20 protein-coding genes are annotated in these 22,470 nt (G+C 61.5%); 13 read left to right on the top strand and 7 right to left on the bottom strand.

Annotated elements, in window-relative coordinates; all coding sequences use genetic code 11:
* Position 1 precedes the first annotated feature (1 nt).
* From ACA057_RS19610 to feaR, 8 genes are all read left to right on the top strand, one after another.
* A complete protein-coding gene (locus ACA057_RS19610) occupies positions 2-373 on the top strand; it encodes a hypothetical protein (RefSeq protein ID WP_497341532.1) in 372 nt (123 codons plus the stop codon).
* Positions 374-376: 3 nt separating this feature from the next.
* Entirely contained in the window at positions 377-847 is a 471-nt protein-coding gene (locus ACA057_RS19605) for a nuclear transport factor 2 family protein (RefSeq protein ID WP_497341530.1), read from the top strand.
* Positions 844-1,965 carry an amidase gene (locus ACA057_RS19600; protein WP_497341528.1) on the top strand — a complete coding sequence of 374 codons (1,122 nt, stop codon included), beginning with the start codon at positions 844-846 and terminating at the stop codon, positions 1,963-1,965. The genes ACA057_RS19605 and ACA057_RS19600 overlap by 4 nt, the downstream gene beginning before the upstream one ends.
* Positions 1,966-1,999: 34 nt before the next feature.
* The gene (locus ACA057_RS19595; RefSeq protein WP_497341526.1) at positions 2,000-3,283 is read left to right on the top strand and encodes an aromatic ring-hydroxylating oxygenase subunit alpha; all 1,284 of its coding nucleotides are present in this window, start codon (positions 2,000-2,002) and stop codon (positions 3,281-3,283) included.
* Positions 3,280-3,780, top strand: coding sequence for an aromatic-ring-hydroxylating dioxygenase subunit beta (locus ACA057_RS19590; RefSeq protein ID WP_497341524.1), 501 nt, complete (start codon positions 3,280-3,282; stop codon positions 3,778-3,780). The genes ACA057_RS19595 and ACA057_RS19590 overlap by 4 nt, the downstream gene beginning before the upstream one ends.
* Positions 3,781-3,791: 11 nt before the next feature.
* Positions 3,792-4,532, top strand: coding sequence for an SDR family NAD(P)-dependent oxidoreductase (locus ACA057_RS19585; protein ID WP_497341522.1), 741 nt, complete (start codon positions 3,792-3,794; stop codon positions 4,530-4,532).
* A 208-nt stretch (positions 4,533-4,740) separates the two neighbouring features.
* Positions 4,741-5,688 (top strand): PDR/VanB family oxidoreductase, encoded by a 948-nt coding sequence (locus ACA057_RS19580; protein ID WP_497341520.1) that lies wholly within the window; start codon positions 4,741-4,743, stop codon positions 5,686-5,688.
* 153 nt (positions 5,689-5,841) lie between these two features.
* Positions 5,842-6,762 (top strand): transcriptional regulator FeaR, encoded by a 921-nt coding sequence (feaR, locus tag ACA057_RS19575; RefSeq protein ID WP_497341518.1) that lies wholly within the window; start codon positions 5,842-5,844, stop codon positions 6,760-6,762.
* A 152-nt stretch (positions 6,763-6,914) separates the two neighbouring features.
* On the opposite strand, the gene ACA057_RS19570 is transcribed toward feaR, so the two are convergent.
* On the bottom strand, positions 6,915-7,544 hold the full coding sequence (locus ACA057_RS19570) for a response regulator transcription factor (protein WP_497341516.1): 630 nt from the start codon (positions 7,542-7,544) through the stop codon (positions 6,915-6,917).
* Between the two features lie 258 nt (positions 7,545-7,802).
* Between ACA057_RS19570 and hpaC the strand changes: the two genes are divergently transcribed.
* Positions 7,803-8,315: a 4-hydroxyphenylacetate 3-monooxygenase, reductase component gene (gene hpaC / locus ACA057_RS19565; protein ID WP_059402782.1), complete on the top strand. Its 513-nt coding sequence runs from the start codon at positions 7,803-7,805 to the stop codon at positions 8,313-8,315.
* Positions 8,316-8,631: 316 nt separating this feature from the next.
* Here the strand turns inward: hpaC and ACA057_RS19560 are convergent, their stop codons facing one another.
* Positions 8,632-9,954 (bottom strand): alginate export family protein, encoded by a 1,323-nt coding sequence (locus ACA057_RS19560; protein WP_497341514.1) that lies wholly within the window; start codon positions 9,952-9,954, stop codon positions 8,632-8,634.
* A 278-nt stretch (positions 9,955-10,232) separates the two neighbouring features.
* Here ACA057_RS19560 and ACA057_RS19555 point away from each other — a divergent pair, with 278 nt between their 5' ends.
* Positions 10,233-10,622 (top strand): c-type cytochrome, encoded by a 390-nt coding sequence (locus ACA057_RS19555; protein WP_497341512.1) that lies wholly within the window; start codon positions 10,233-10,235, stop codon positions 10,620-10,622.
* Positions 10,623-10,671: 49 nt separating this feature from the next.
* Positions 10,672-12,162, top strand: a complete 1,491-nt coding sequence (locus ACA057_RS19550) for an aldehyde dehydrogenase family protein (RefSeq protein WP_497341510.1) — start codon at positions 10,672-10,674, stop codon at positions 12,160-12,162.
* Between the two features lie 57 nt (positions 12,163-12,219).
* Here ACA057_RS19550 and ACA057_RS19545 read toward each other — a convergent pair whose 3' ends face one another.
* Positions 12,220-13,404 carry an acetyl-CoA C-acyltransferase family protein gene (locus ACA057_RS19545; protein ID WP_497341508.1) on the bottom strand — a complete coding sequence of 395 codons (1,185 nt, stop codon included), beginning with the start codon at positions 13,402-13,404 and terminating at the stop codon, positions 12,220-12,222.
* Between the two features lie 371 nt (positions 13,405-13,775).
* On the bottom strand, positions 13,776-15,167 hold the full coding sequence (locus tag ACA057_RS19540) for an aldehyde dehydrogenase family protein (RefSeq protein WP_497341506.1): 1,392 nt from the start codon (positions 15,165-15,167) through the stop codon (positions 13,776-13,778).
* A gap of 100 nt (positions 15,168-15,267) precedes the next feature.
* Here ACA057_RS19540 and ptrR point away from each other — a divergent pair, with 100 nt between their 5' ends.
* Positions 15,268-16,158, top strand: a complete 891-nt coding sequence (ptrR, locus tag ACA057_RS19535) for a putrescine utilization regulator PtrR (RefSeq protein ID WP_497341504.1) — start codon at positions 15,268-15,270, stop codon at positions 16,156-16,158.
* A 104-nt stretch (positions 16,159-16,262) separates the two neighbouring features.
* Here the strand turns inward: ptrR and ACA057_RS19530 are convergent, their stop codons facing one another.
* The gene (locus tag ACA057_RS19530; RefSeq protein WP_497341502.1) at positions 16,263-17,654 is read right to left on the bottom strand and encodes a GntP family permease; all 1,392 of its coding nucleotides are present in this window, start codon (positions 17,652-17,654) and stop codon (positions 16,263-16,265) included.
* 119 nt (positions 17,655-17,773) lie between these two features.
* Positions 17,774-19,081: a histidinol dehydrogenase gene (gene hisD / locus ACA057_RS19525; protein WP_497341500.1), complete on the bottom strand. Its 1,308-nt coding sequence runs from the start codon at positions 19,079-19,081 to the stop codon at positions 17,774-17,776.
* Between the two features lie 217 nt (positions 19,082-19,298).
* On the opposite strand from hisD, the gene ACA057_RS19520 reads away from it, so the two are divergent.
* Positions 19,299-20,372 carry a LacI family DNA-binding transcriptional regulator gene (locus tag ACA057_RS19520; protein WP_497341498.1) on the top strand — a complete coding sequence of 358 codons (1,074 nt, stop codon included), beginning with the start codon at positions 19,299-19,301 and terminating at the stop codon, positions 20,370-20,372.
* A 101-nt stretch (positions 20,373-20,473) separates the two neighbouring features.
* Here ACA057_RS19520 and ACA057_RS19515 read toward each other — a convergent pair whose 3' ends face one another.
* Positions 20,474-22,360, bottom strand: coding sequence for a sigma-54-dependent Fis family transcriptional regulator (locus ACA057_RS19515; RefSeq protein WP_497341496.1), 1,887 nt, complete (start codon positions 22,358-22,360; stop codon positions 20,474-20,476).
* Between the last annotated feature and the right edge of the window lie 110 nt (positions 22,361-22,470).

Here is a 22,470-nt window from a genome sequence, read left to right as displayed (position 1 = left end):
CATGACCCAGACCACCCAAGAACCGTTGCGCGTCGTCTTTTGCATCGGCATCACCCAGAACTTTTTCGACCTGCCCACCGGCGAAGGCTTGAGCGTCTGGAAAGGTTTCAGCCAAATGATGGGCTCGCTCGGCGCCATGCCGGGCATCACCGTGCTGGGCGCGATGGACGATGATCGGCTGATGGTCGGGCCGTCCACCACCTCGCCGTGGACCGTCTACATCATGGCCGACGTCGACTGCCATCAATCGGTGATCGACGCCTGCAACCTGTTCCGCACCACGCCGGTGAACGAGTACAGCCTGTGGCGCTACGCCAAGGTCGAAGCGCGCATCGGTCGTCCGCTGACCATCCCCGACGCGGCCCAGGTGTAAGTCATGAACGAGGCCTTGCTGCAGCGTCTGCAGACGCTCGAAGGGGAGAGCCAGGTGCGCCGCGTGATGGCGCGCTACATGGACCTGTGCGATGTGCCGAGGGCCGCGACCCAGGTCCGCGAACTGGCTGAATTGTTCTGCATCGATGCGATCTGGGAAGGCGTCGGCAGCGTCACTGCGCAAACTTTTGGCCAGCACCAAGGGCGTGATGCCGTGGCGGCGTTTGTTGGCAGTTATTTGCCGCCCTCGGAGCACTTTCGCCTGAACCTGCATTACCTCACCAGCGAGCAGATCGTGGTCGACGGCAGCACGGCCCAGGGGCAGTGGATCATGCAGCAGATTTCCACCTACGCCGATGGGCGCAGCGAACTGTTCGGCACTCGGCTGAACATTGATTTTCGCTGTGTCGACGGTGTCTGGCTGATCGCGCACTTCCGTACGCAACGCTTGTTCAATACGAGGCTGGGCGCATGAGTACGTTTATCAGCGAATTTTTACTCGGTGGCAGCGGCAAACGGGTCGCGATCAAAGACTCGATCGACATTGCCGGGTATCCGACGCGCTCGGGCAGCCGTGCATTTGCCGATGCCGCGCCGGCCACCCGCAACGCCGAGGTGGTGGACGCGATCCTCGCTGCTGGCTGGCAAATAGTCGGCAAAACCAATCTGCATGAGCTGGCGTTTGGCGTCACCGGGATCAACGACTGGACCGGCACGCCGATCAACCCGCAAGCACCGGATCGGGTGCCGGGCGGTTCGTCCAGTGGTTCGGCAGCGGCGGTCGCGGCGGGCCTGGCGGACATCGCCATCGGCACCGACACCGGCGGCTCGGTGCGGGTGCCAGCGGCCTGTTGCGGCATCGCCGGGTTGAAGCCGACATACGGTCGCGTCAGCCGAGTCGGTGCGCACCCGGCGGTGTCCAGCCTCGATTGCGTGGGGCCGTTCGCGGCGGACATGGACGACCTGATCGCCGCGATGCAGGTCATTTGCCCAGGTTTTCAGGTCCAGGACTTGCCGTCGAGCGATGCCCGCGTGGGCTTTCTCGAAGTGGCCTGCGATCCGCTGTTGCAAGCCTGCCTCTATGCAGCTGCCGACCGTGCCGGTTGGCGTCGCAGCAGCCTGCATCTGGGCGAATTCGAAGCGGCGTTTGCCGCCGGCCTGAGTGTTATCAATGTTGAAAACTGGGCCGCGTTCGGCCACCTCACCGGCAAAGGCCTGATCGGCACCGATGTCGAGCAGCGCCTGTTGGCCGCCAGCCGCACCAACGCCGCTGAGCTGGCGCACGCCGAAGAAGTCCGTGCGCGCTTCAGCCAGCAAGTAGATGCCGCACTGGAGCAGTTCGAAGTGCTGCTATTGCCGACGATGCCGAGCCTGCCACCGACGCTGATCGAAGCCCGCAGCGCAAGCAAAGCCGTGGCCGGTATGACGCCACTCGTACGGCCTTTCAACCTCAGCGGTCATCCGGCGCTGACGGTGCCGGTGGAACTGGCGGGTAGCGGGCTGACAGTCGGCCTGCAGATTGTCGGCCGTAAAGGCCAGGACGAAGTGGTCTGCGCCTTTGGTGCGCAGCTGCAACAGAGCATGCACCCCTAAAAACAAGTCATAAAAAAGCCATGAGGAGAACCGCATGAGCACTCATGAATACCGGCTGATCGCATCGTCGAAAAGCCCGGACGACCTGGTCAAGCACGACCGCGTCGACGTCTCGCTGTACAACGACCCGGCGCTGTTCGAAGCCGAGCTGGACAAGATTTTCTACCGCACCTGGGTCTGGGTCGCCCACGAAAGCGAAGTGCGCAACAGCGGCGACTTCAAGACCGCCACCATCGGCCGTCGTCCGGTGATTGTGGTGCGTGACAAGAAGGGCCAGATCAACGTGCTGGAAAACCGCTGCCGGCACCGTGGCGCCACCGTCTGCGAAAAACACAAAGGCAACGCCACCGGCTTCACCTGCCCGTATCACAGCTGGTCGTACGGTCTGGATGGCAAGCTGCGTGCGCTGCCATACCCGGACGGCTACGAAGGCATCCTGGAAAAATCCGAACTGCCGCTCACCCGCCTGCGCGTCGAAAGCTACGCCGGCATGGTCTTCGCCAGTTACAACGACGAGATCGAACCGCTGGAAGATTTCCTCGGCGGCGCCAAGCACTGGATGGACCTGTTCATGAAACAGGGCGCCGGTTACCCGATCAAGACCCAGGGCGAACACAAGTTCAGCTTCAAGGGCAACTGGAAGATCCAGCTGGAAAACACCACCGACGGTTATCACTTCCCGATCGTGCACAAGTCGTTCATGTCGTCGGTGGATGAAGAAACTTCGGAAATGCTCTCGTTCATGACCGACGAACACGCCGTCACCCACGCCTTGGGCAACGGCCACAGCGTGATGGTGATGGTGCCTGAGCACGTCGATCTGGATCACGACGACGGCACCGAGCAGTTGCAGGAACGCTTCGCGCATGTGACTGAAGAATTGTCGAAAACCATGGCGCCGGAGCAGGTCCGGCGCATCGTGCTCTCGCTGCACGGCGCCGGTTTCAACCTCAACCTGTTCCCCAACGTAGCGATGTCGATGTCGTTCTTCCGCGTGCTGCGTCCGGTGTCGGTGACTGAAACCGAGATCCGTCATGTCGCCCTCGGCATGGACGGCGGCCCGGAGATCGCCAACCGCGAACGCATGCGCATTCACGAACACTTCCAGGGCCCGTTCGGTTTCGGCAGCCCCGACGATGCCGAAGCCTGGGACCGCGTGCAGCGTGGTTCGTATGCCGGCGTCGATGCGCCGATCCTGGTCAATCGCGGCCTCAATCGCGAAATCACTGCTGAAAACGGCGACAAGGTGTCCCACGCCACCGACGAGGGCGGTATGCGCGGGGCCTATGACATGTGGAAAAGGATGATGAGCCAATGAGCAATCACGACACCCTGAACGGTTTTTCCGGCCCGTTGGCCCAGGCCATCGAATTCATCTGGCGTGAAGCCGAATTGCTCGATCACAAGAACTACGCCGAATGGGCGACCTTGTGGAGCGAGAACGGCCGCTACATCGTGCCGATCGATCCGGACACCGACGACTTCGAAGCCACGCTCAACTACGCCTACGACGATGCACGCATGCGTGACTTGCGCATTGAACGCCTGACCGCCGGCTACTCGCCGTCGGCGGTGGACGCGGCGAAAACCGTGCGCAGCGTTTCGCGTTTTCGCTTGGTGGAAGCGGCGGGTGACCTTGTTGAAGTCAATTCCGCGCAGTTGCTGTACGCCTACAAACGCGGGGTGCACACGCCGTTCGTGGCCGACTTGAACCATCGCATTCGCTTCACCGACGGTGTCGCGACCCTGGAACGCAAGGTCGTGCGCCTGATCAATTCCACCGACAGCCTGAGCGCGCTCGGCTTCCTGCTGTGAGGGCCAACACCATGAACCGAGTAGCCTTGGTAACCGGCGCTTCGCGCGGTCTTGGCGAATGCATCGCTCGCCGCTTGCACGCGGCGGGTTATCGCGTCGGCCTGGCGGATGTGCGCCTCGATGGCGTGCAGCGTCTGGCGTTGGAACTTGATAGCAGCGGCGCGAGTGCCGTCGCCATTGAGCTGGACGTGCGTAATAAGGCTGATTTTGTGCGGGCCCGCGATGTGCTCGCCGAGCGCTGGGGCGGCACCGACATTCTGGTGAACAACGCCGGTGTGTCGAAGGTCGCGGCGCTGATGGACATCACCCCGGAAGAGTTCGATGAGTCGATGGCGATCAACCTGCGCGGCACCTTTGTCGCGTGCCAGGTGTTTGGTGCGCACTTTGCCGAACGGGGGTTTGGCCGGATCGTCAACATCGCCTCGCTCGCCGGGCAGAACGGCGGCACGGCCACGGGCGCGCATTACGCGGCGGCCAAGGGCGGTGTGGCGACGCTGACCAAAGTGTTTGCCCGGGAATTGGCGCCGCAGGGTGTGACGGTCAACAGCATTTCGCCGGGCCCGCTGGATTTGCCGGTGGTGCGCGAAACCGTGGCCCCGGAGCGTCTGGAACAGATTCTGAAAATGATCCCGGCGGGCACCCTCGGGGCACCGGAGTACATCGCTGACACGGTCCTGCTGCTGATTGCCGACCACGCTGCCTCCGTAACCGGCGCGTGCTGGGACATCAACGGCGGGTTGTTCATGCGCTGATTTCGCCGCACAACGAACCCGTAGCAGCTGTCGAGCTTGCGAGGCTGCGTTCGGCTGCGAAGCAGTCGTGGAATCAGGCGGCGCGGTGCATCAGTGAGACCGAGTACTCAGGTTTTACGACTGCTGCGCAGCCGAACGCAGCCTCGCAAGCTCGACAGCTGCTACAGGTTGCTCATTAACCAAAAGATAACTGTATTCAGGTGATGCAATGATGAAGGTGAAGATCGAAAGGATCGTCGACGAAGCGCTGGATATCCGCTCCTTTCGCCTCGTGCGCAGTGACGGCCAGCCGCTCGACACCTATGAACCGGGTGCCCACGTCGACCTGACCGGGCCGACCGGGGTGACCCGCCAGTATTCGCTGTGCAGTCCGCCGCAGGACCGCCGCGCGTATCTGGTGGCGGTGAAGAAAGAAGCGCAGTCGCGTGGTGGTTCAGCGGCGCTGCATGAAGTGCAAGAGGGCATGGAGCTGGAAATGGGCGCGCCACGCAACCTGTTCCGCCTCGACCCGACGGCCACCGAACACGTGCTGTGCGCCGCCGGCATCGGCGTCACGCCGCTGCTGAGCATGGCTTATAGGCTGACGGAAAACGGCCAGCCGTGGCGCCTGCATTATTTCGCCCGCTCGGCGGAGTACGCGGCCTTTTCCGCGCTACTGGCGGAGACTTTTGCCGGGCATGTGCAGTTCCACTACGGCGTTGAGCCGGGTGATATGGAGGCCGCGTTGAGCGACTGCCTGAACCAGTCGGGCAGTGCCGCGCACGTCTACACCTGCGGACCCGCGCCGTTCATGAACAAAGTGGTGGAAGTGGCTTCACGCAGCCGTTGCGACGATTTCATCCACCTCGAACACTTCCAGGCCGATCCGGCCGCGAATGCCGCGCCGAGTGGCGGTTTTGAAGTGGTGTTGGCCAGCTCCGGCGTGGTGCTCCAGGTGCCGGCCAACTCCAGTCTGGTCGACGTCTTGCAGGCCCATGGCTGCGACATCGACACCGAGTGCCGCGAGGGCATCTGCGGCACCTGCATCGTCGAGGTGCTGGACGGTGTGCCCGAGCACCGCGACAACTGTTTGTCGAACAAGGAGAAGGCGGCCAACAAACAGATTTGCGCCTGCGTTTCCCGCGCCGTTTCCGCTCGTCTGGTATTGGACATTTAACTGCACGGAACACTGGCAAGCCAACGCCGGAGCCTGTTGAATGGCGCTCCGGCGGCCGTCGAAGGAGGAGACAGCCAGGAACGAAACATTGGCCGAACCGCTCGACGAAGCGGTCGAAAAATAACAATAAAATACGCGTGAGGCTTTGCAGTGATGATGACTTCTTCGGCGGTTCGCAACGAGGCGTTCGAAAACTGGTTGAGCCAGGTCAACCAGGCCTGTGGGCGTTTCGATGCTCGCGCGCTGGACACCGATTTCTACGGTGAGCTGGCGGAGTTTCGCAGTGGCGCGATCAATCTCAGCGTCGTCGACATGGCGCACGTGCACCTGTATCGCACCAGCAAGGACGTCAGTATCAGCAGCGACGGTCACTATTACGCGGTGTTCCAGATGCGCGGCAGTTCGCAGCTGGAGCAGGGGGGCAATCGCGCTCAACTCGGCACCGGCGACATTGCCCTGATCGATGCCTGCCACCCGAGCGACATGACCTACAACGAAGATTCCCGGCAGTTGTCGCTGATCCTGCCGCGCCAGGTGGTCGAGCGCGGTTCGCACTTCAATGCCGTCAACTGCGCCACGCGCATCGCGGCCAACACGCCACTGGCGACGATGGCCAATAAACTGGTGCTTGATACCCGACAACACCAAGGCCTGGACATGCAGGAAAGCGAAGCGGTCCTCGATGCGCTGGTCAGTCTGCTGTTGCCGGGGATCAGTGCTCGCGACAGCGGCGGGGATGCCCATGAGCGGCAGTTTCGTAAAATCATCGCCTACATCGACGAACACATCAGTGCCGAAGAACTGTGCCCGGAGTTGATCGCTCGTGAGGTGGGGATTTCGGTGCGTGGGCTGTACCGGATGTTCTCCAAGCGCGGCCTGGTGGTGGCGCAATACATCAAGCACCGGCGCCTGGATTTCTGCGCGGAAAACCTGCGCCACTCGCACGTTGAGCAGAAGCTCTCGGCGCTGTGTTACGCCTGGGGATTTTCCGACTCCAGCTACTTCTCATCGGCGTTCAAATCGCGCTTTGGCGTATCGCCCGGCGCCTATCGCAAGCGCTACAGCCAGAACTGAGCTGCCGGCATTGATGTTGAACTTGCCGGCCTCATCGCTAGCAGGCTAGCTCCCACAGGGATTTTCGTCGTACACAGGTTTTGTGTTCGCTGGAGATCCACTGTGGGAGCTAGCCTGCTAGCGATGGCGGCCTCGTGAGCACCAATAATCCCTCAATGCCGCACCGGCTCTTCCACCGGCAGGTGCAGCACTTCACGCACCAGCATGGCGATGCTGGTCACGCCCATCTTTTCCTTGATCTTGGTCCGGTGCACGTCAACGGTTTTCACGCTGATGTTCAGCTCCCGGGCGATGACCTTGCTGGCCTTGCCATCCACCACCAGCATCAGCACTTCCCGCTCACGGCTGGTCAGCAGTGCCAGTTTGCTTTGCAGGTGCTGGCGCTGTTGCTGATCGGCCTGGGCATGCACGGCCGTCTTCAGCGCGGCCTGGATGCGGTCGATCATTTGCTGCGGGTTATAGGGCTTTTCAACGAAATCCAGCGCGCCGTTCTTCATCGCCGTCACGGACATCGGAATATCGCCATGGGCGGACACGAAGATCGTCGGCAAGGTGCTGCCGCGCTGGTTGAGGATTTCCTGCAACTGAAAGCCGCTGGTCTCCGGCATGCGCACGTCCAGCACCAGGCATGCCGGCTGTTTCGGGTCGTATTGGCTGAGGAACTCGTCAGCGCCGGCAAAGCATTGCGCTTGCACGCTGACCGACTCCAGCAACCAGGCCAGCGAGGTGCGCAGGTCTTTGTCGTCATCAACGATGTAAACAATCGGTTTGCGGATTTCCATCAGGGACTGCCACGAAAGTTTCTAATTATTGTTTTCGCACGCGTGCACGCTGCGGCGGACATCGGCTCTCATCGGAGCCAGTAAGCAGAATACCCACTGCGGCGGGCCGTGACGATAAAGAAACCACCTAGTCGACTAGCGGAAAGCCAACCTCGGCATGGGGATCGTCAGGATAGTTGCGTAACCCGCCGGGTCGTAATCTTGTTCCATCACTTTGGGCCGCGCAACGGCGGTCCTCCTGAAGGAAGGGGCACCGACATGGCCGACCTGAGCCAGCAGCAAATCGACTTTCGCAACGCCATGGCGCAGCTGCCCGCGGCGGTGAACATCATCACCACCAACGGCCCGGGCGGGCGCTGCGGCATCACCGCCAGCGCCGTGTGCTCGGTGACGGACTCACCGCCCACCGTGCTGGTGTGCGTCAACCGCGGCAGCGCCACCCACGATGTGTTCCGCACCAATGGCCGGTTGTGCGTCAACGTCTTGTGTGGCGAGCAGGAGGAGCTGGCGCGGCATTTTGCCGGCATGACCCAGGTGCCGATGGCCGAGCGATTTGCCTGGGACCTGTGGGATGGCGGCGACCTGGGCGTGCCGGTACTGCGAGATGCCCTGGTGCAGTTGGAAGGGCGGATCAGCGAATGCAAGGAAGTGGGGTCGCACTCGGTAATGTTTGTGGAGCTGGACCACGTGGGTGTGCGCGGGGAGGGTGATAGCCTGGTGTATTTCAACCGGTTGTTTCACCGGCTTGAGCATGCCGGCGCGCATTGCTGAGGAACCGCGTTATCGTAATTCGCGGGCAAGCCCGCTCCCACAGGTTTTGTGGCGTTCGCAATGTTTGTGATCGCCACAACCTTGTGGGAGCGGGCTTGCCCGCGATGGCGGTGTGTCAGTCCCGTTGATGTTGTAGGTGATGGCCTCTTCGCGGGCAAGCCTCGCTCCTACAGGTTTCCGGTCGTTCACAATGTTTGTGAGCGCCATGACATTGTAGGAGCGAGGCTTGCCCGCGAATGCGCTGGGTCAGGCACAACAGTCTTTTTCCTTGACGCGAAAGGACGCCGCAACGCGATCCCTGCGTTGCGGCTACCTCTTAGAACGTCGTGGCGAAGATCACTTGGCTGTAGAGGTTTTTGTCGTTGTTGCCCAGTTGGGTGCCACCCTGTTCGGCGCTCTTGTCTGGCTGGTAGAGGCCCACCAGCGGCATGATCGTCAGGTGGTCGTTGACGTGCCATTCGGCATACAGGTCGACTTCGTGGCCGTCGGTGTTGCCGAGGTTGCGGTCGAGGGTGTCGTAGTTGAAGTACATCGCGCCCACTGTCAGGTTTTCCAGGGGAGAGACTTTCAGCGTGACGTTCTGAATGCGTGAGTTGGTGTTGAACGGGCCGGCGTAGTTGCCGGCGACTTCGCCCTGGAACCAGGTGCCAAAGCCGCGACTGAAACCGTAGAACAGCGTGTCATAGCCTTCCGAGAATCGGCTGTAGCGGTAGCTGACATACGGCGTCCAGGCCACATCGGCAAAGGTCCAGCCGGCTTCCAGGTACCAGGCGTCTTCGGTGGCGGTGTGGGGTTTGTCCTGCTTGGCGTATTCACCGGACAGGAACAGGTTTTTCACCCCGGCATTGCCTGTCGCGCGCAGGCTGTAAGTCTTCATGCCGTCGCGTTCAAGTTGTGCCGGGGAGGCAAATTGCTTGTCGACATCGGTGCTGTCGATATAAGTCACGCCGACCGTGCCCGCTTCGGCGACGTGCTCGAGCGTGCCGACGTACATTTCAGTCTTGGCCTGGGCGCGGTTGTCTGATTTCAACCACATCAGGTCGCCGCGCCAGCCTTCCTTGCCACCCAGACGCAGCACGGCAGTCTCGTCGAAGGCTTTGCGCGCGGCCAGCCAATAGGCGCCGCCACGGTTGAATTCGCCGTCGGCCAGGCCTTTGCCCAGGTTGAGCGCATCACCATTAATCAGGAAGCCATCACCGACCACGATGTTCTGGCGGCCGAAGGACAGGTCGACGCCGTCGTCACCCAGCACGTCAAACAGCTTGCCCGAACGCCAGCCGAGGTAGGCGTCTTCGAATTTGGTGGTGCGTTCCGAGCCGTCGCTGAAGCCCGCGGCATCGCCGTCGCCCCAGGTCCCGGAGCTGAGCAGGTTCGCCGCGCCATACGCGGTCCCCACACCGGCCAGGCCCTTGTCGAAGCTCAGGCCATATTTGATGTAGCCCTCGCGCCACGACGATGAACCTTCGTCGAGGCGGCCGGACAACGCGTAGTTTTCCTGGCTGTGGAAAATGCCGAATACCGCTTCCAGCGTGGCGTTCAGGTGACTGTCGTCATCGGCGTACAGTTCGTAGGCACTGGCCTGGCCAGCGCTGATCATCAGCGCGAGCGTCGAGAGACGAAGCAAGGGGGACTTGAGCATGTGTGGCATCCGTTCTTGTTCTTGAGCGCAGGTTTGCGGTCTTTTTCGATACTACGGCCCGGCACTTTTTCGGCCTTTTGTGTGGTTGCCAAAGAGTTGCCTGTGCTTGCCAAAATGCCCGGTTTGGCAGCCCTGCGAATACGACTGGCACGCAGGGCAAATCCCGCCTGTCCCTGACCATCGACAATCCGTATCAACCCTGCCGATGCACCGTTGCGTCGGCCTTCCAGTGTTGACGCTCGCCTGACGAGCGCGCGGATTTTCAAGGTCGTGTTCTTATGGTTACTGCGCTCAGAGTCTCCCTGTTCGGTCTGCTCTCTCTCTCGCTGACACAAGCCGCACTCGCGGCTGAATGTGCGCCGGACCAGGGCCACGGCGCCCAGGTCTTTGCCAATGAATGCGCGGTTTGCCACTCAGTGACCAAGGGCATGAACGGCATGATGGGGCCGAACCTGTCGGGCGTGGTGGGGCGCAAATCCGGTTCGCTGGAAGGCTTCAACTATTCCCAGGCCATGCGCAATAAAGACATCAACTGGCAGGCCGAGAACATCGCGCAACTCATCGCTCAACCCCAGGCTTTCGTGCCGGGGACCTACATGCCCTACATGGGTCTGGCCTCTGCGGACGATCGTCAGGCGGTCGTGTGCTTCCTCAAAGAACAACAGTAATCAGCCGGTTTTTTCTGGCTGAACAACGCGTCTGAAGCAAAGGTGATTTATGAGCAACGTTGAAATTCTGCCGCAGGTGGCGGCCTTCCTCGACCGTCGTCATGGCTGCTTTATCGAGGGTCAGTGGGTGTTTGCCGAAGGGCAACGCATCGCCGTGGTCAACCCGGCTACCGGGCAAACGCTGTGCGAAACCCTGGATGCGCCGCTGGAAGTGATCGAGCGTGCCGTGCAGTCATCCCATGCCGCGTTCAAGTCCGGCGTCTGGTCCGGTTTGCGCCCGGCGGACCGCGAACGCATTCTGCTGAACTTCACCGCGCTGGTTGAGGCGCATGCCGAAGAGCTGGCCCAGCTGGAAACCTTGAGCCAGGGCAAGTCGATCAACATGGCCCGCGCGCTGGACTTGAACGCCACGGTGGAGTTCATGCGTTACATGTCCGGCTGGGCCACCAAGATCGAAGGACAAACCTTTGATGTGTCGATTCCGCTGCCGCCGGGCGCCAGGTTCACGGCGTTTACCAAGCGTGAACCGGTGGGTGTGGTGGTCGGGATTGTGCCGTGGAATTTCCCGTTGCTGATCGCTGCCTGGAAGCTGATGCCGGCGCTGGCCACCGGTTGCACAGTGATCATCAAACCAGCCATGGAAACCCCGCTGACCGCCATGCGCCTGGCTGAACTGGCCCTCGAAGCGGGCATTCCGGCTGGCGTGTTCAACGTCGTGACCGGTGGCGGCGCTTCGGTGGGTGGCGTGCTGACAGCGCATCCGCTAGTGAGCAAAGTGTCTTTCACCGGTTCCACCGCCGTGGGCAAAAGTGTCGGCGTGGCGTGCATGGAAAACATGACACGCTTTTCGCTGGAACTGGGCGGCAAAAACCCGATGATCGTTCTGGCGGATGCCGACATCGACAAAGCCATTCAGGGCGCGATCCTCGGTGGCTTGTTGAACAACGGCCAGGTCTGCGCGGCGGCGTCGCGCTTCTATGTGCATCGCTCGATTCACGACCAGTTTGTCGAAGGCCTCGCGTCGGCGGTGTCCGCCATGCCGATTGGCGCGGGCATGAACGGCGACGCGGCGATCAACCCGCTGGTGTCGCGCAAGCAACAACAAGCGGTGCTCAAGCACATCGAGCTGGCTCGTCAGGAAGGTGCGCGCGTGGTGTCGGGGGGCGAGTTGCTGGAAGGTGAGGGCTTTTATGTGCAGCCGACGATTCTCGCCGACATCGACCACAGCATGACCGTGGCCCGTGAAGAGGTGTTTGGTCCGGTGTTGGGCGTGATGCCGTTCGACGATGAAGACGCGGTGATCGCGTTGGCCAACGACAATCGCTACGGCCTCGCCGCGAGTCTGTGGACCAATGACCTGAGCAAAGCGATGAACCTGGTGCCGCGCATCGAGGCCGGTACGGTTTGGGTCAACGCCCACGTACTGCTCGACCCGGCGATGCCGTTTGGTGGCGTCAAGCAATCCGGGATGGGCCGCGAGTTCGGTCGCGCGGTGATCGAGGCCTACACCGAGCTGAAGTCGGTGTGCATCGCGCACTGATGCCAGTGCGCTAAAACGAAACGGCGCCCGCAAGGGCGCCGTTTTTGTTTTGGCCGATCAGACGCGTTCGAACAACACGGCAATGCCTTGGCCGCCGCCGATGCACATGGTTGCCAGGGCATAACGGCCCTGGACGCGGTGCAGTTCGTGGATGGCTTTGGTGGCGATGATCGCGCCGGTCGCGCCCACCGGATGCCCCAGCGAGATACCCGAACCGTTCGGATTGACCTTCTCAGGGTCGAAGCCCAGTTCTTGCGCCACGGCAAACGCCTGAGCGGCGAAGGCCTCGTTCGACTCGATGACATCCAGGTCGGCCACCGTCAGGCCCGCGCGCTTGAGCACCAGTCGGGTGGCTGGAATCGGACCGAGTCCCATCAGTTCAGGCTCGACACCGGCATGGGCGTAACCGACCAGGCGGGCCATCGGCTTGAGGCCGTGCGCGCGAACCATTTCACCGGTGGCCATGATCAGTGCGCCGGCACCGTCATTCAGGCCCGATGCATTGCCGGCGGTGACGCTGCCGTCTTTTTTGAAGGCCGGTTTCATCTTGCTCAATTGCTCGAAATTGACCTCTGTGCGGACATGTTCGTCCGTGGAAAAGGTCACGCTGCCTTTGCGCGACGCCACTTCGATCGGCACGATCTGCCCGGCGAACCGGCCTTCGGCAATGGCTCGGGCAGCACGTTGTTGGCTGACCAGCGCCAGTTCATCCTGGGCCTGGCGGGTGATGCCGTAGCGTTCGGCGATATTTTCTGCGGTGATGCCCATGTGGAAACCGGCAAACGGGTCTTGCAGGACGCCGAGCATGTAGTCGATGGCTTGCATGTCGCCCATCCGTGCGCCCCAGCGCGCCTGCGGCAACAGGTAAGCGCCACGGCTCATGGATTCGACGCCACCGGCCAGTGCCGCGCCCGTGTCGCCCAGCATCAGGCTTTGTGCGGCGCTGACAATGGCTTGCAGGCCAGAACCGCAGAGGCGATTGACGTTGAAGGCCGGGGTCTCTTTTGGCAGGCCGGCGTTCATCGCCACCGCCCGGGAGATGTAGGCGTCGCGTGCTTCTGTCGGGATCACATGGCCCATCACGGCATGGCCAATGTGTTCGGGCGCCAGGCCTGAACGTTCGATGGCGGCGCGGCAGACGTCGGTTGCCAATTGAATCGGCGGGACGTCTTTGAGCGAACCGCCGAAGCTGCCAATGGCTGAGCGCACGGCGCTGATGACGAAGATATCGGATGGGTTCATGCGGGGTCCTCTGGGGCCGTCCTGGATGCGGTGCGCTTTGGCACTTGTTTGGGGGGCGAGTCTAGAGACGGCGAGCGTGTTGGCCTATGCCGGAACTGCTCACGGGAGGTGGTGTTTTTTGCCATTTCGGGGGGGCGGGGGATTGGGACATTCGACCGCGTTCGTGCGGACAAATCGCTCCTACAATTGTCCGGGGTGTCTGGAGGAACACTATCCAATGTGGGAGCGAGCCTGCTCGCGATGGTCGTCAACGATGACGTGTTTTGACAGGATAAACGCGGTGCCTATGGGTTCATCGCGAGCAAGCTCGCTCCTGCATTGGACGGTGCTGGCCAAGCCAGCACCGCCCTGGGTTCCAGGTTGAAGCGCAATCAGCGCCGATCCAGCCACACGGTCTGGGCATTGCAAAATTCGCGTACGCCGAAGTGCGACAGCTCGCGGCCAAAGCCGCTTTTTTTCACGCCACCAAAGGTCACGCGCGGATCGCTGGCGCAGTAGCCATTGATAAACACGCCACCGGTGTCCAGTTGATCGGCCATCTGTTCGGCCAGCTGAACATTGCGTGTGTAAATGGTTGAGGCGAGTCCGAATTCGCTGTCATTGGCCAACGCCAGCGCATGGTCAGCATCGCGGGCGGTAATGATCGACGCCACTGGCCCGAACAGTTCCTGTTTGAACGAGGTCATCTGGTCGGTGACATCGGCCAACACCGTGGGCGGGTAAAAATTGCCCGGCCCTTCAGCCTTGCGGCCACCCAGCAGCAACGTCGCGCCTTCTTCCAGGGTGTCGCGCACCTGTTGATCCAGTTCATCACGCAGGTCAAAACGCGCCATCGGGCCGATGTAAGTGGCGGCGGCCAATGGGTCGCCGACGACCAACTGACGGGTGGCGTCGACGAACTTGCGGGTGAATTCCTCGACAATGCCTTGCTCGACAATCAGCCGCTTGGCGGCGGCGCAGACTTGCCCGGTGTTCTGGTAACGGCCAATCACGGCGGCTTTGACGGCCTCGTCGAGGTCGGCATCGTTGAGCACGATAAAGGGATCGGAACCACCCAGCTCCAGCACACACTTCTTCAATGCCGCACCGGCCTGGGCGCCGATAGCCATGCCGGCCCTGACGCTGCCGGTGAGGGTGACAGCCGCGATGCGTGGATCGGCAATCGCCGTGGACACGCCGTCCGGCGTGACGTTGATGACCTCGAAGACACCTTCGGGAAAGTCCGCTTGCTTGAAGGCATCCCGCAACAGATAGGCGCTGCCCATCACGTTGGGTGCATGTTTGAGCACGTAGGTGTTGCCAGCGATCAACGCTGGAACCGCGCCGCGAAGCACTTGCCAGATCGGGAAATTCCACGGCATCACCGCGAGAATCGGCCCGAGCGGGCGGTATTCAATGCGTGCCTTGCCACCTTCAACCAGCGTCGGCTCGGCGCTGAGCATGGCCGGGCCGTGCTCGGCGTACCACTCGCACAGCTGCGCGCACTTTTCAATTTCACCGCGCGCCTGAGCGATCGGCTTGCCAATTTCCAGGGTGATCATCGTGGCCATTTTTTCGGCGTTGTCGCGCAATGCCCGAGCCAGGGCAATCAACAATTGCGAACGCTGCTCAACGGGCTTGCCGCGCCAGACGCGGTACCCGGCAGCGGCACGGGCCAGTGCGGTTTGCAGCGCTGATTCCGATTCGAAAGGGTAGTGGCCGATCTGTTCGCCCGTGGCGGGATTGATCGAAAGGGCATGGGTGAGGCTGGAAACGTTAGTCATGGCACCGTCCTGCGAGGTGGGGATGCGTTCAGGTTACGGTGGCATTTGTTTTCTGGAAACTGAATAATACTGAGCATATCGTTCACGTTTGGAGAATGTCGTGGATCTGGTTCAGCTGGAAATTTTCAAAGCCGTGGCCGAGCACGGCAGCATCAGCGCCGCCGCGCAGCACATCCATCGGGTGCCTTCAAACCTGACGACACGGATCAAGCAACTGGAGCTGGATCTGGGCGTGGACCTGTTTATCCGCGAGAAGAGCCGTTTGCGTCTGTCGCCGGCCGGCTGGAGTTTTCTCGATTACGCCCGACGCATTCTCGACCTGGTGCAAGAGGCGCGCGCGACGGTGGCCGGCGAAGAGCCGCAAGGGTCGTTTGCGCTAGGGTCGTTGGAGAGCACGGCGGCGGTGCGGATTCCCGAGCTGTTGGCCGCCTACAACCAGAAGTACGCCAAGGTCGAACTGGACCTGTCGACAGGGCCGTCCGGGACCATGATCGACGGCGTGCTGGCGGGCCGGTTGGCCGCAGCCTTTGTCGATGGGCCGGTGTTGCACCCGGCACTGGAAGGCGTGCCGGCGTTCGAAGAAGAGATGGTGCTGATCGCGCCGCTCAACCATTCACCTATCCACCGCGCGCAGGAAGTGAACGGCGAAAACATCTATGCGTTTCGCTCCAATTGCTCCTACCGCCATCACTTCGAAAGCTGGTTCGCCAAGGACGCGGCGGTGCCCGGCAAGATCTTCGAAATGGAGTCTTATCATGGCATGTTGGCCTGCGTCAGCGCCGGTGCGGGGCTGGCGTTGATGCCGCGCAGCATGCTCGAGAGCATGCCGGGCTGCACCACCGTCAGTGTCTGGCCGTTGTCGCAATCCTTCCGTTATCTGCGCACCTGGCTGGTCTGGCGCCGGGGCACGGTGTCGCAAAGCCTGACCATGTTTGTTCGCTTGCTGGAAGAACGAGGCGTGACGCAAGACGCCACAACCCAACCCCTGTAGGAGCGAGCTTGCGATGAACGCAGCGGCACCGCGTTCATTCAGTCAGCGCGCGTTATCGTTAACGTCCATCGCGAGCAAGCTCGCTCCTACAGAGGTTGCGGTGTTTAAACGATCCCGGTCAGGTAATAGACCCCGATCACGAAAAACGCCGCGAGGATCTTGAAGATTGTCATGCCGAAAATGTCCTTATAGGCCTGACGATGAGTCAATCCGGTGACCGCCAGCAACGTGATCACCGCGCCGTTGTGCGGCAGGGTGTCCATGCCGCCAGCCGCCATGGCCGCCACGCGATGCATGACTTCCAAGGGAATGTGGGCAGCGTTGGCCGAGGCGATGAAGGTGTCCGACATGGCCGCGAGCGCGATGCTCATGCCGCCGGATGACGACCCGGTGATACCCGCCAGCAAGTTGATGGTGATGGCCTGATTGACCAACGGATTGGGAATCACCTTCAGCGCCTCAACCACCGCGACGAAGCCAGGCAACGCGGCGATGACCGCACCGAAACCATATTCCGAAGCCGTATTGAGGGTGGCCAGCATCGCCCCACTGACGGCGGTACGGCTGCCTTCGGCCAGTTTGCGCGAAATCGTGCGATAGCTGAACAGGAAGACCGTGACGATCCCGACCAGCAACGCCGCCTGCACCGACCAGATGGCGATCATCTTCGACACTTGCGTCTGGATCGGCGCCTTCAAACCGGGCAGATCGATTTCATAAACACTGCCGTACCAGTGGGGAATCCAGTGCGTGAAGGCGAGGTTCATCACCCCGACCAACAGCAAGGGCAACAACGCCACCAGCGGGTGAGGCAGGGCGATGTCCTGCGGTGTTTCCGGCTCATTACGCAGATCGGTGCCGTAGCCTTCTCCCGCGCGTTGCGCTTTACGCCGCTGACGCTCGAGATAGAGCATGCCGCCGATCAACACGAACAACGAACCGATCACGCCCAACCACGGCGCAGCCCAGGACGTGGTGCCGAAAAACGTGGTGGGGATGATGTTCTGGATCTGCGGCGAACCGGGCAACGCATCCATGGTGAAGGTGAACGCGCCCAAGGCAATGGTCGCGGGCATCAGTCGCTTGGGGATGTTGCTTTGCCGGAACATTTCCGCTGCAAAGGGATAGACCGCAAACACCACCACAAACAACGAAACGCCGCCATACGTCAGCAGCGCGCAGACCAGCACAATCACCAACATGGCCTGGCTGCTGCCGAGCAAGTGAATGACGGACCTGACAATCGAGCGGGAAAAACCGGACAGTTCAATCAGTTTGCCAAACACGGCGCCGAGCAAGAAAACCGGGAAGTAGAGCTTGATGAAACCGACCATCTTGTCCATGAAAATATCACTGAACGCCGGGGCGACCGCGCTGGGATCAGTGAGCAAAACGGCAGCGAGTGCAGCGAGAGGCGCGAAGATAATGACGCTATATCCCCGGTAAGCAGCGAGCATTAACGCGAACAACGCCAGCAAGGCGATGATGACACTCATGGGATGTCCTTTGAGGCTGAGCCTGTAGCGCAGAGGGGCGGGCGATGGGCTGCGCAGTGGCTGTGATTTATTGTTGTTGGGCCGCGAACGTGTCGCGGCCCTTTCTAGCCAGGCTTTTATTACTCTGCGATACCGGCGTACGGCACATCCTTGTGACCGTAGCGACGGACGCGGATGTTGGCTTGCTCGCCGTGGCCGGAGAAGCCTTCCAGGGCGCACAGGCGTGAGCAGTACTCACCGATCATGGCCGACGCTTCGTCGGTCATGACCTTCTGGTACGTGCAGGTCTTGATGAATTTGCCGACCCACAGGCCACCGGTGTAGCGCGCGGCTTTTTTGGTCGGCAGGGTGTGGTTGGTGCCGATGGTCTTGTCGCCGTAAGAAACGTTGGTGCGCGGGCCGAGGAACAGGGCGCCGTAGTTGCGCATGTTTTTCAGGAAGAAATCCGGGTCACGGGTCATGACTTGTACGTGCTCGAAGGCCAAGTCGTTGGCGATCGCGAGCATTTCCTCTTCGTCTTCGGCGACGATCACTTCACCGAAATTCTCCCAGGCCTGACGGGCAATGACGGCGGTCGGAAGGATCAGCAGCAGGCGCTCGATCTCAGCCATGGTCTCGCGCGCGAGTTTTTCCGAAGTCGTCAGCAAGATCGCCGGCGAATCCGGGCCGTGTTCGGCTTGACCGAGCAGGTCCGTGGCGCAGATTTCACCGTCGACCGTTTCGTCAGCGATCACCAGGGTTTCGGTGGGGCCGGCGAACAAGTCGATGCCGACGCGGCCGAACAATTGGCGTTTGGCTTCGGCAACAAACGCGTTGCCCGGACCGACCAGCATGTCCACCGGCGCAATCGACTTGGTGCCCAGCGCCATGGCGCCGATCGCCTGGATACCGCCCAGGCAGTAGATCTCATCGGCGCCCGCCATGTGCTGCGCGGCGACAATGGCCGGCGCCGGTTTGCCATGGAAGGGCGGGGCGCAGGTGATGATGCGCGGGACACCGGCGACCTTGGCGGTGATCACCGACATGTGCGCCGAAGCCAGCAGCGGGTACTTGCCACCCGGCACATAGCAACCCGCCGCATTCACTGGAATGTTTTTGTGGCCGAGGATCACGCCCGGCAGGGTTTCGACTTCCAGGTCTTGCAGGCTGTTGCGTTGGTGCTGGGCGAAATTGCGCACCTGGGTCTGGGCGAATTCGATGTCGCTGATGTCGCGTTTGGTCAGCTGCGCCATGCACGCATCGATCTCGGTGCTGGTGAGTCGGTAGTCCTCGCGATCAAGGTTGTCGAAGCGAATGGAGAGCTCGCGAATCGCGGCATCGCCACGTTCTTCGATGTCGGCCAGGGTCTTTTCGACCGTGTCACGTACTTCACGCGCTGCCGATTTGATGACCGATGCTTCCGCGCCTTTTTTGAGCCAAGTTGCCATGGGACGAATTCCTGAGCGTTGTTGTTTTTGGTTTTGCATACGTATGCAATTCAGAGCAATGCTAAGCCATTCCCGAGGACGATGAAAAGGGGGTGGGCGAAAAAGACTCGAAATCGCGAAGGGCGGGTTGATGCGTTTTTTCGCAAAACGGGCAGGCAGCACACCTCACTGGCAATGGCAGGTATGATCGGCATTTCGACAATTGAGCTGAGACGCAATGGCAGATTCCAACGACCCCTCCCGGCATCCGGTCACCGCCCATGATGTGGCCAGGTTGGCGGGTGTCTCGCAGTCGGCGGTCTCGCGAACCTTCACCAAGGGCGCCAGTGTTTCGCCGAAGACGCGGCAGAAAGTCGAGGAAGCCGCCGCGACCTTGGGTTACCGCCCGAATCAGTGGGCACGCTCGTTGATCAAGCGTCGATCCAACCTGATCGGCGTCGTTGGGCCGAGCATGGAAAACCCGTTCTATTCAGCGGTGTTGGAGGCCTTGTCGGCGGCGTTCGAAGAGTTGGGTTATCGGGTTCTGTTGTTCTCCACCGCGAATCACGAAGACTGCGATCCGGTGCTCGAAGAGGTGTTGGGTTACCGCGTTGAAGCCCTGATTCTGGTCTCGGCGAGCCTGTCTTCGCGTTTCGCCCAAGAGTGCAAACAGACCGGGCTGCCCGTCGTGCTGCTAAACCGCAGAAATGACAGCAGTAGTATTTCCAGCGTGACCAGTGACAACGCACAAGGCAGCATGGAAATTGCGCAATTTTTGGTGGCGGGCGGTCATCGTCAGCTGGCTTATATCGCCGGCAAGGAAAGCTCATCGACCAGCCGCGACCGCGAAAAAGGCTTTGTCGACACCCTGCAACGCCTCGGTCACCCCGCGCCGCAACGCGAAGTAGGGCATTACACGTTTGAGGGGGCCATGGACGCCACTCGCCGACTGCTGTCGAGCGCCAACCCACCGGACGGCATTTTTTGCGCGAACGACATCATGGCGTTGGGCGCCATCAACGTCGCTCGCGAAGAGTTCGGGCTGAAGCCGGGCAATGACATTTCAATCGTCGGTTTCGATGACATTGCCCTGGCTGCCTGGCCGGTTTTTTCGCTGACCACTTACGTGCAACCGGTGGGTGACATGGTCAGTCGTGCGGTCGGCATCATTTGCGCGCAATTGGAGAACGCCGATACGCCAGCGATTCAAGAGGTGGTTCGAGGGCAGTTGATCGTGCGCAACAGCTCGAAAATCCCTGAGTCTGGCGTACAGCAAGGGCCGGATTGCCGGGTATGGCAACCGCACGAATAAGCACAGGCGAGAACGCGATCTGTGTAGCAGCCTGCGGCAGCTGCTACAAAGTGTGCGTGATGCATTAGGCTGCTGAGGCTTATAGACGCCTGCAATGGATTTTACGTTTGGCCTCTGCCCGGCATGTCGATGGCATGCTGGTGCACCCGTCGATACAGCGTTGCCCGGGAGATGCCCAGTGCCTTGGCTGCGGCAGTGGGTTTCCAGCGATGACGCACAAGTGCATCGATGAGTGCCTGGCGTTCCGGACTGGCGCAGCGTTCCATGGTCTCGGCCGGCTCATTCAGGCCGTGACCGAGCAGTTGCTCGGGCAAGTTACTCAGCACAATCAAGTTGCCTTCGCATACCGCGCAGGCGTAACGCAGTGCGTGGCGCAACTCGCGCACATTGCCCGGCCAGCGGTAGCCGAGCAGGCACTCCAGCGCGGCGCTTGCGAGGTGTATCGACACCCCGCAAGCCATCGATTCCTCTTCGAGTATCCGGTTGATCAAGGCCAGTCGGTCACTGCGTTCGCGCAGCGGCGGCAACTGGAAGCGCGCGCCGCTGAGGCGAAAATACAGGTCTTCGCGAAACGTGCCAGACGTCACCAAGGCTTCCAGGTCGCGGTGGCTTGCACAGACGACCTGAAGGTTTATCGCCTTGCTCCGTGACGCCCCCAGCGGCGCCACTTCGCCCTCGGCCAGCACCCGCAGCAAGCGGGTTTGCAGGGGCAGGGGCATGTCGCCGATTTCATCGAGAAACAAGGTGCCGCCATCGGCCTGTTCCAGCAGGCCTTGCATGCCTTTGCTCGAAGCGCCGGTGAAGGCGCCGGCGACATAACCAAACAGCTCGCTTTCGATCAGGTTTTCCGGGATCGCTGCGCAGTTCACCGCGATGAAAGGTCGCTCCCGGCGCTGACTGGCCTGGTGCAACTGGCGGGCGAAGACTTCCTTGCCGGAGCCCGTTTCACCCTGAATCAGCACTGGCAGGTTGCGATCCTTGACGCGCACGGCCAGACGCAGGCTTTCTTCCAGCCGCGGGTCGAGTTCGGCGGGTGTCAGTACCAGGCGTGCAGGGTTGCGTTTCACCTGCCGAGGCGCGCGCAGTCGTCCATGCAACTCGGTGCGGCCGCCCAAGCCGTGAAGCAGACACAGCGACTCGTCACGGGCCCGATGCAACACCTGCTGATCGAACACTTGGCCGATGTGTTCCGGCAACTGGCCGAAGCTTTGCAGCAGCCAATGCCGCGCTGCAGGGTTCAGCGCTTGCAGCTGGCCGTCATCGTCCCAGGCGAGCAAGTAATCGGGTTGGCTGTCGACATAGCCGGGGCTGTTGTGCGCCCGCAGCACCCAGTAACCCTGGGCACTGCTCATGAAAAACGCCTGTTCTATTTCCCGCGCACTCTGCACCACCATCTGCCGGATCAGGTGTTGCGAGCGGCGGTCGTCCGGAGAGCGCACGGCGGAGACGTCGAGCACCCCGAGCAGTTCGCCCCGAGGATCGAAGACCGGCGCGGCCGAACAGGTGAGGCCGATAAACGCGGCGCGGAAGTGATCGCGCTTGTGCACGGTGATGGGTGTTCTTGCGGTCAGTACGGCGGCCACGCCACAGGTGCCTTCCTCGCCTTCCGACCAACAGGTGCCGAGGTACAGGCCGGCTTTGCGGCAGTCGTTACGGATGGCGCTTTCCACCCGGTAGTCGATGGTCTGGCCCTGGGCATCGGTGAGCAGCACGCAGTAGTCGGCATCGCGCACACGACCGTGGAGGCGGGCGACTTCTTCGCTGGCAATGCGCAGGAACAGCTCGGAACGCTCGCGGCATTCCTGCAGCACGTTCTGCGAAAGAATCCGTGGCCCTTGCAGCGAGCCGGGGTCCAGGTGGTGTTGCTCCATGGAGCGGCGCCAGGAGTCGAGAATCAAATCCGACACCGGTAGCTGCGGCAGGTGTCCGGCGTTTTTCAAAACACGGCTGACGCAATCCACGTGCGCCTTCGAGTGTGCGGAAAGCATTAAGGCCTCCGGGTCCAGCTTCTTTTAGTTGTGCGGCTATTAAGCGCCGTTCATGGACGGTCGACAAGCGTTGGCTCACCCACGGCGACGGTGAGACGCGACGTCTCAGG

The sequence above is a fragment of the Pseudomonas sp. LBUM1661 genome (assembly GCF_059695925.1).
This window is presented reverse-complemented; position numbering and strand designations above follow the sequence as displayed.

Coding starts and splice junctions, on each gene's coding strand:
- ACA057_RS19555 (WP_497341512.1), top strand. CDS start 10,233: ATGGTTACTGCGCTCAGAGTCTCCCTGTTCGGTCTGCTCTCTCTCTCG.
- ACA057_RS19610 (WP_497341532.1), top strand. CDS start 2: ATGACCCAGACCACCCAAGAACCGTTGCGCGTCGTCTTTTGCATCGGC.
- ACA057_RS19600 (WP_497341528.1), top strand. CDS start 844: ATGAGTACGTTTATCAGCGAATTTTTACTCGGTGGCAGCGGCAAACGG.
- ACA057_RS19540 (WP_497341506.1), bottom strand. CDS start 15,167: ATGACTAACGTTTCCAGCCTCACCCATGCCCTTTCGATCAATCCCGCC.
- ACA057_RS19550 (WP_497341510.1), top strand. CDS start 10,672: ATGAGCAACGTTGAAATTCTGCCGCAGGTGGCGGCCTTCCTCGACCGT.
- ACA057_RS19580 (WP_497341520.1), top strand. CDS start 4,741: ATGATGAAGGTGAAGATCGAAAGGATCGTCGACGAAGCGCTGGATATC.
- ACA057_RS19530 (WP_497341502.1), bottom strand. CDS start 17,654: ATGAGTGTCATCATCGCCTTGCTGGCGTTGTTCGCGTTAATGCTCGCT.
- feaR (WP_497341518.1), top strand. CDS start 5,842: ATGATGACTTCTTCGGCGGTTCGCAACGAGGCGTTCGAAAACTGGTTG.
- ACA057_RS19545 (WP_497341508.1), bottom strand. CDS start 13,404: ATGAACCCATCCGATATCTTCGTCATCAGCGCCGTGCGCTCAGCCATT.
- ACA057_RS19570 (WP_497341516.1), bottom strand. CDS start 7,544: ATGGAAATCCGCAAACCGATTGTTTACATCGTTGATGACGACAAAGAC.
- ACA057_RS19585 (WP_497341522.1), top strand. CDS start 3,792: ATGAACCGAGTAGCCTTGGTAACCGGCGCTTCGCGCGGTCTTGGCGAA.
- ACA057_RS19605 (WP_497341530.1), top strand. CDS start 377: ATGAACGAGGCCTTGCTGCAGCGTCTGCAGACGCTCGAAGGGGAGAGC.
- ACA057_RS19560 (WP_497341514.1), bottom strand. CDS start 9,954: ATGCTCAAGTCCCCCTTGCTTCGTCTCTCGACGCTCGCGCTGATGATC.
- ACA057_RS19590 (WP_497341524.1), top strand. CDS start 3,280: ATGAGCAATCACGACACCCTGAACGGTTTTTCCGGCCCGTTGGCCCAG.
- ACA057_RS19520 (WP_497341498.1), top strand. CDS start 19,299: ATGGCAGATTCCAACGACCCCTCCCGGCATCCGGTCACCGCCCATGAT.
- ACA057_RS19515 (WP_497341496.1), bottom strand. CDS start 22,360: ATGCTTTCCGCACACTCGAAGGCGCACGTGGATTGCGTCAGCCGTGTT.
- hpaC (WP_059402782.1), top strand. CDS start 7,803: ATGGCCGACCTGAGCCAGCAGCAAATCGACTTTCGCAACGCCATGGCG.
- hisD (WP_497341500.1), bottom strand. CDS start 19,081: ATGGCAACTTGGCTCAAAAAAGGCGCGGAAGCATCGGTCATCAAATCG.
- ACA057_RS19595 (WP_497341526.1), top strand. CDS start 2,000: ATGAGCACTCATGAATACCGGCTGATCGCATCGTCGAAAAGCCCGGAC.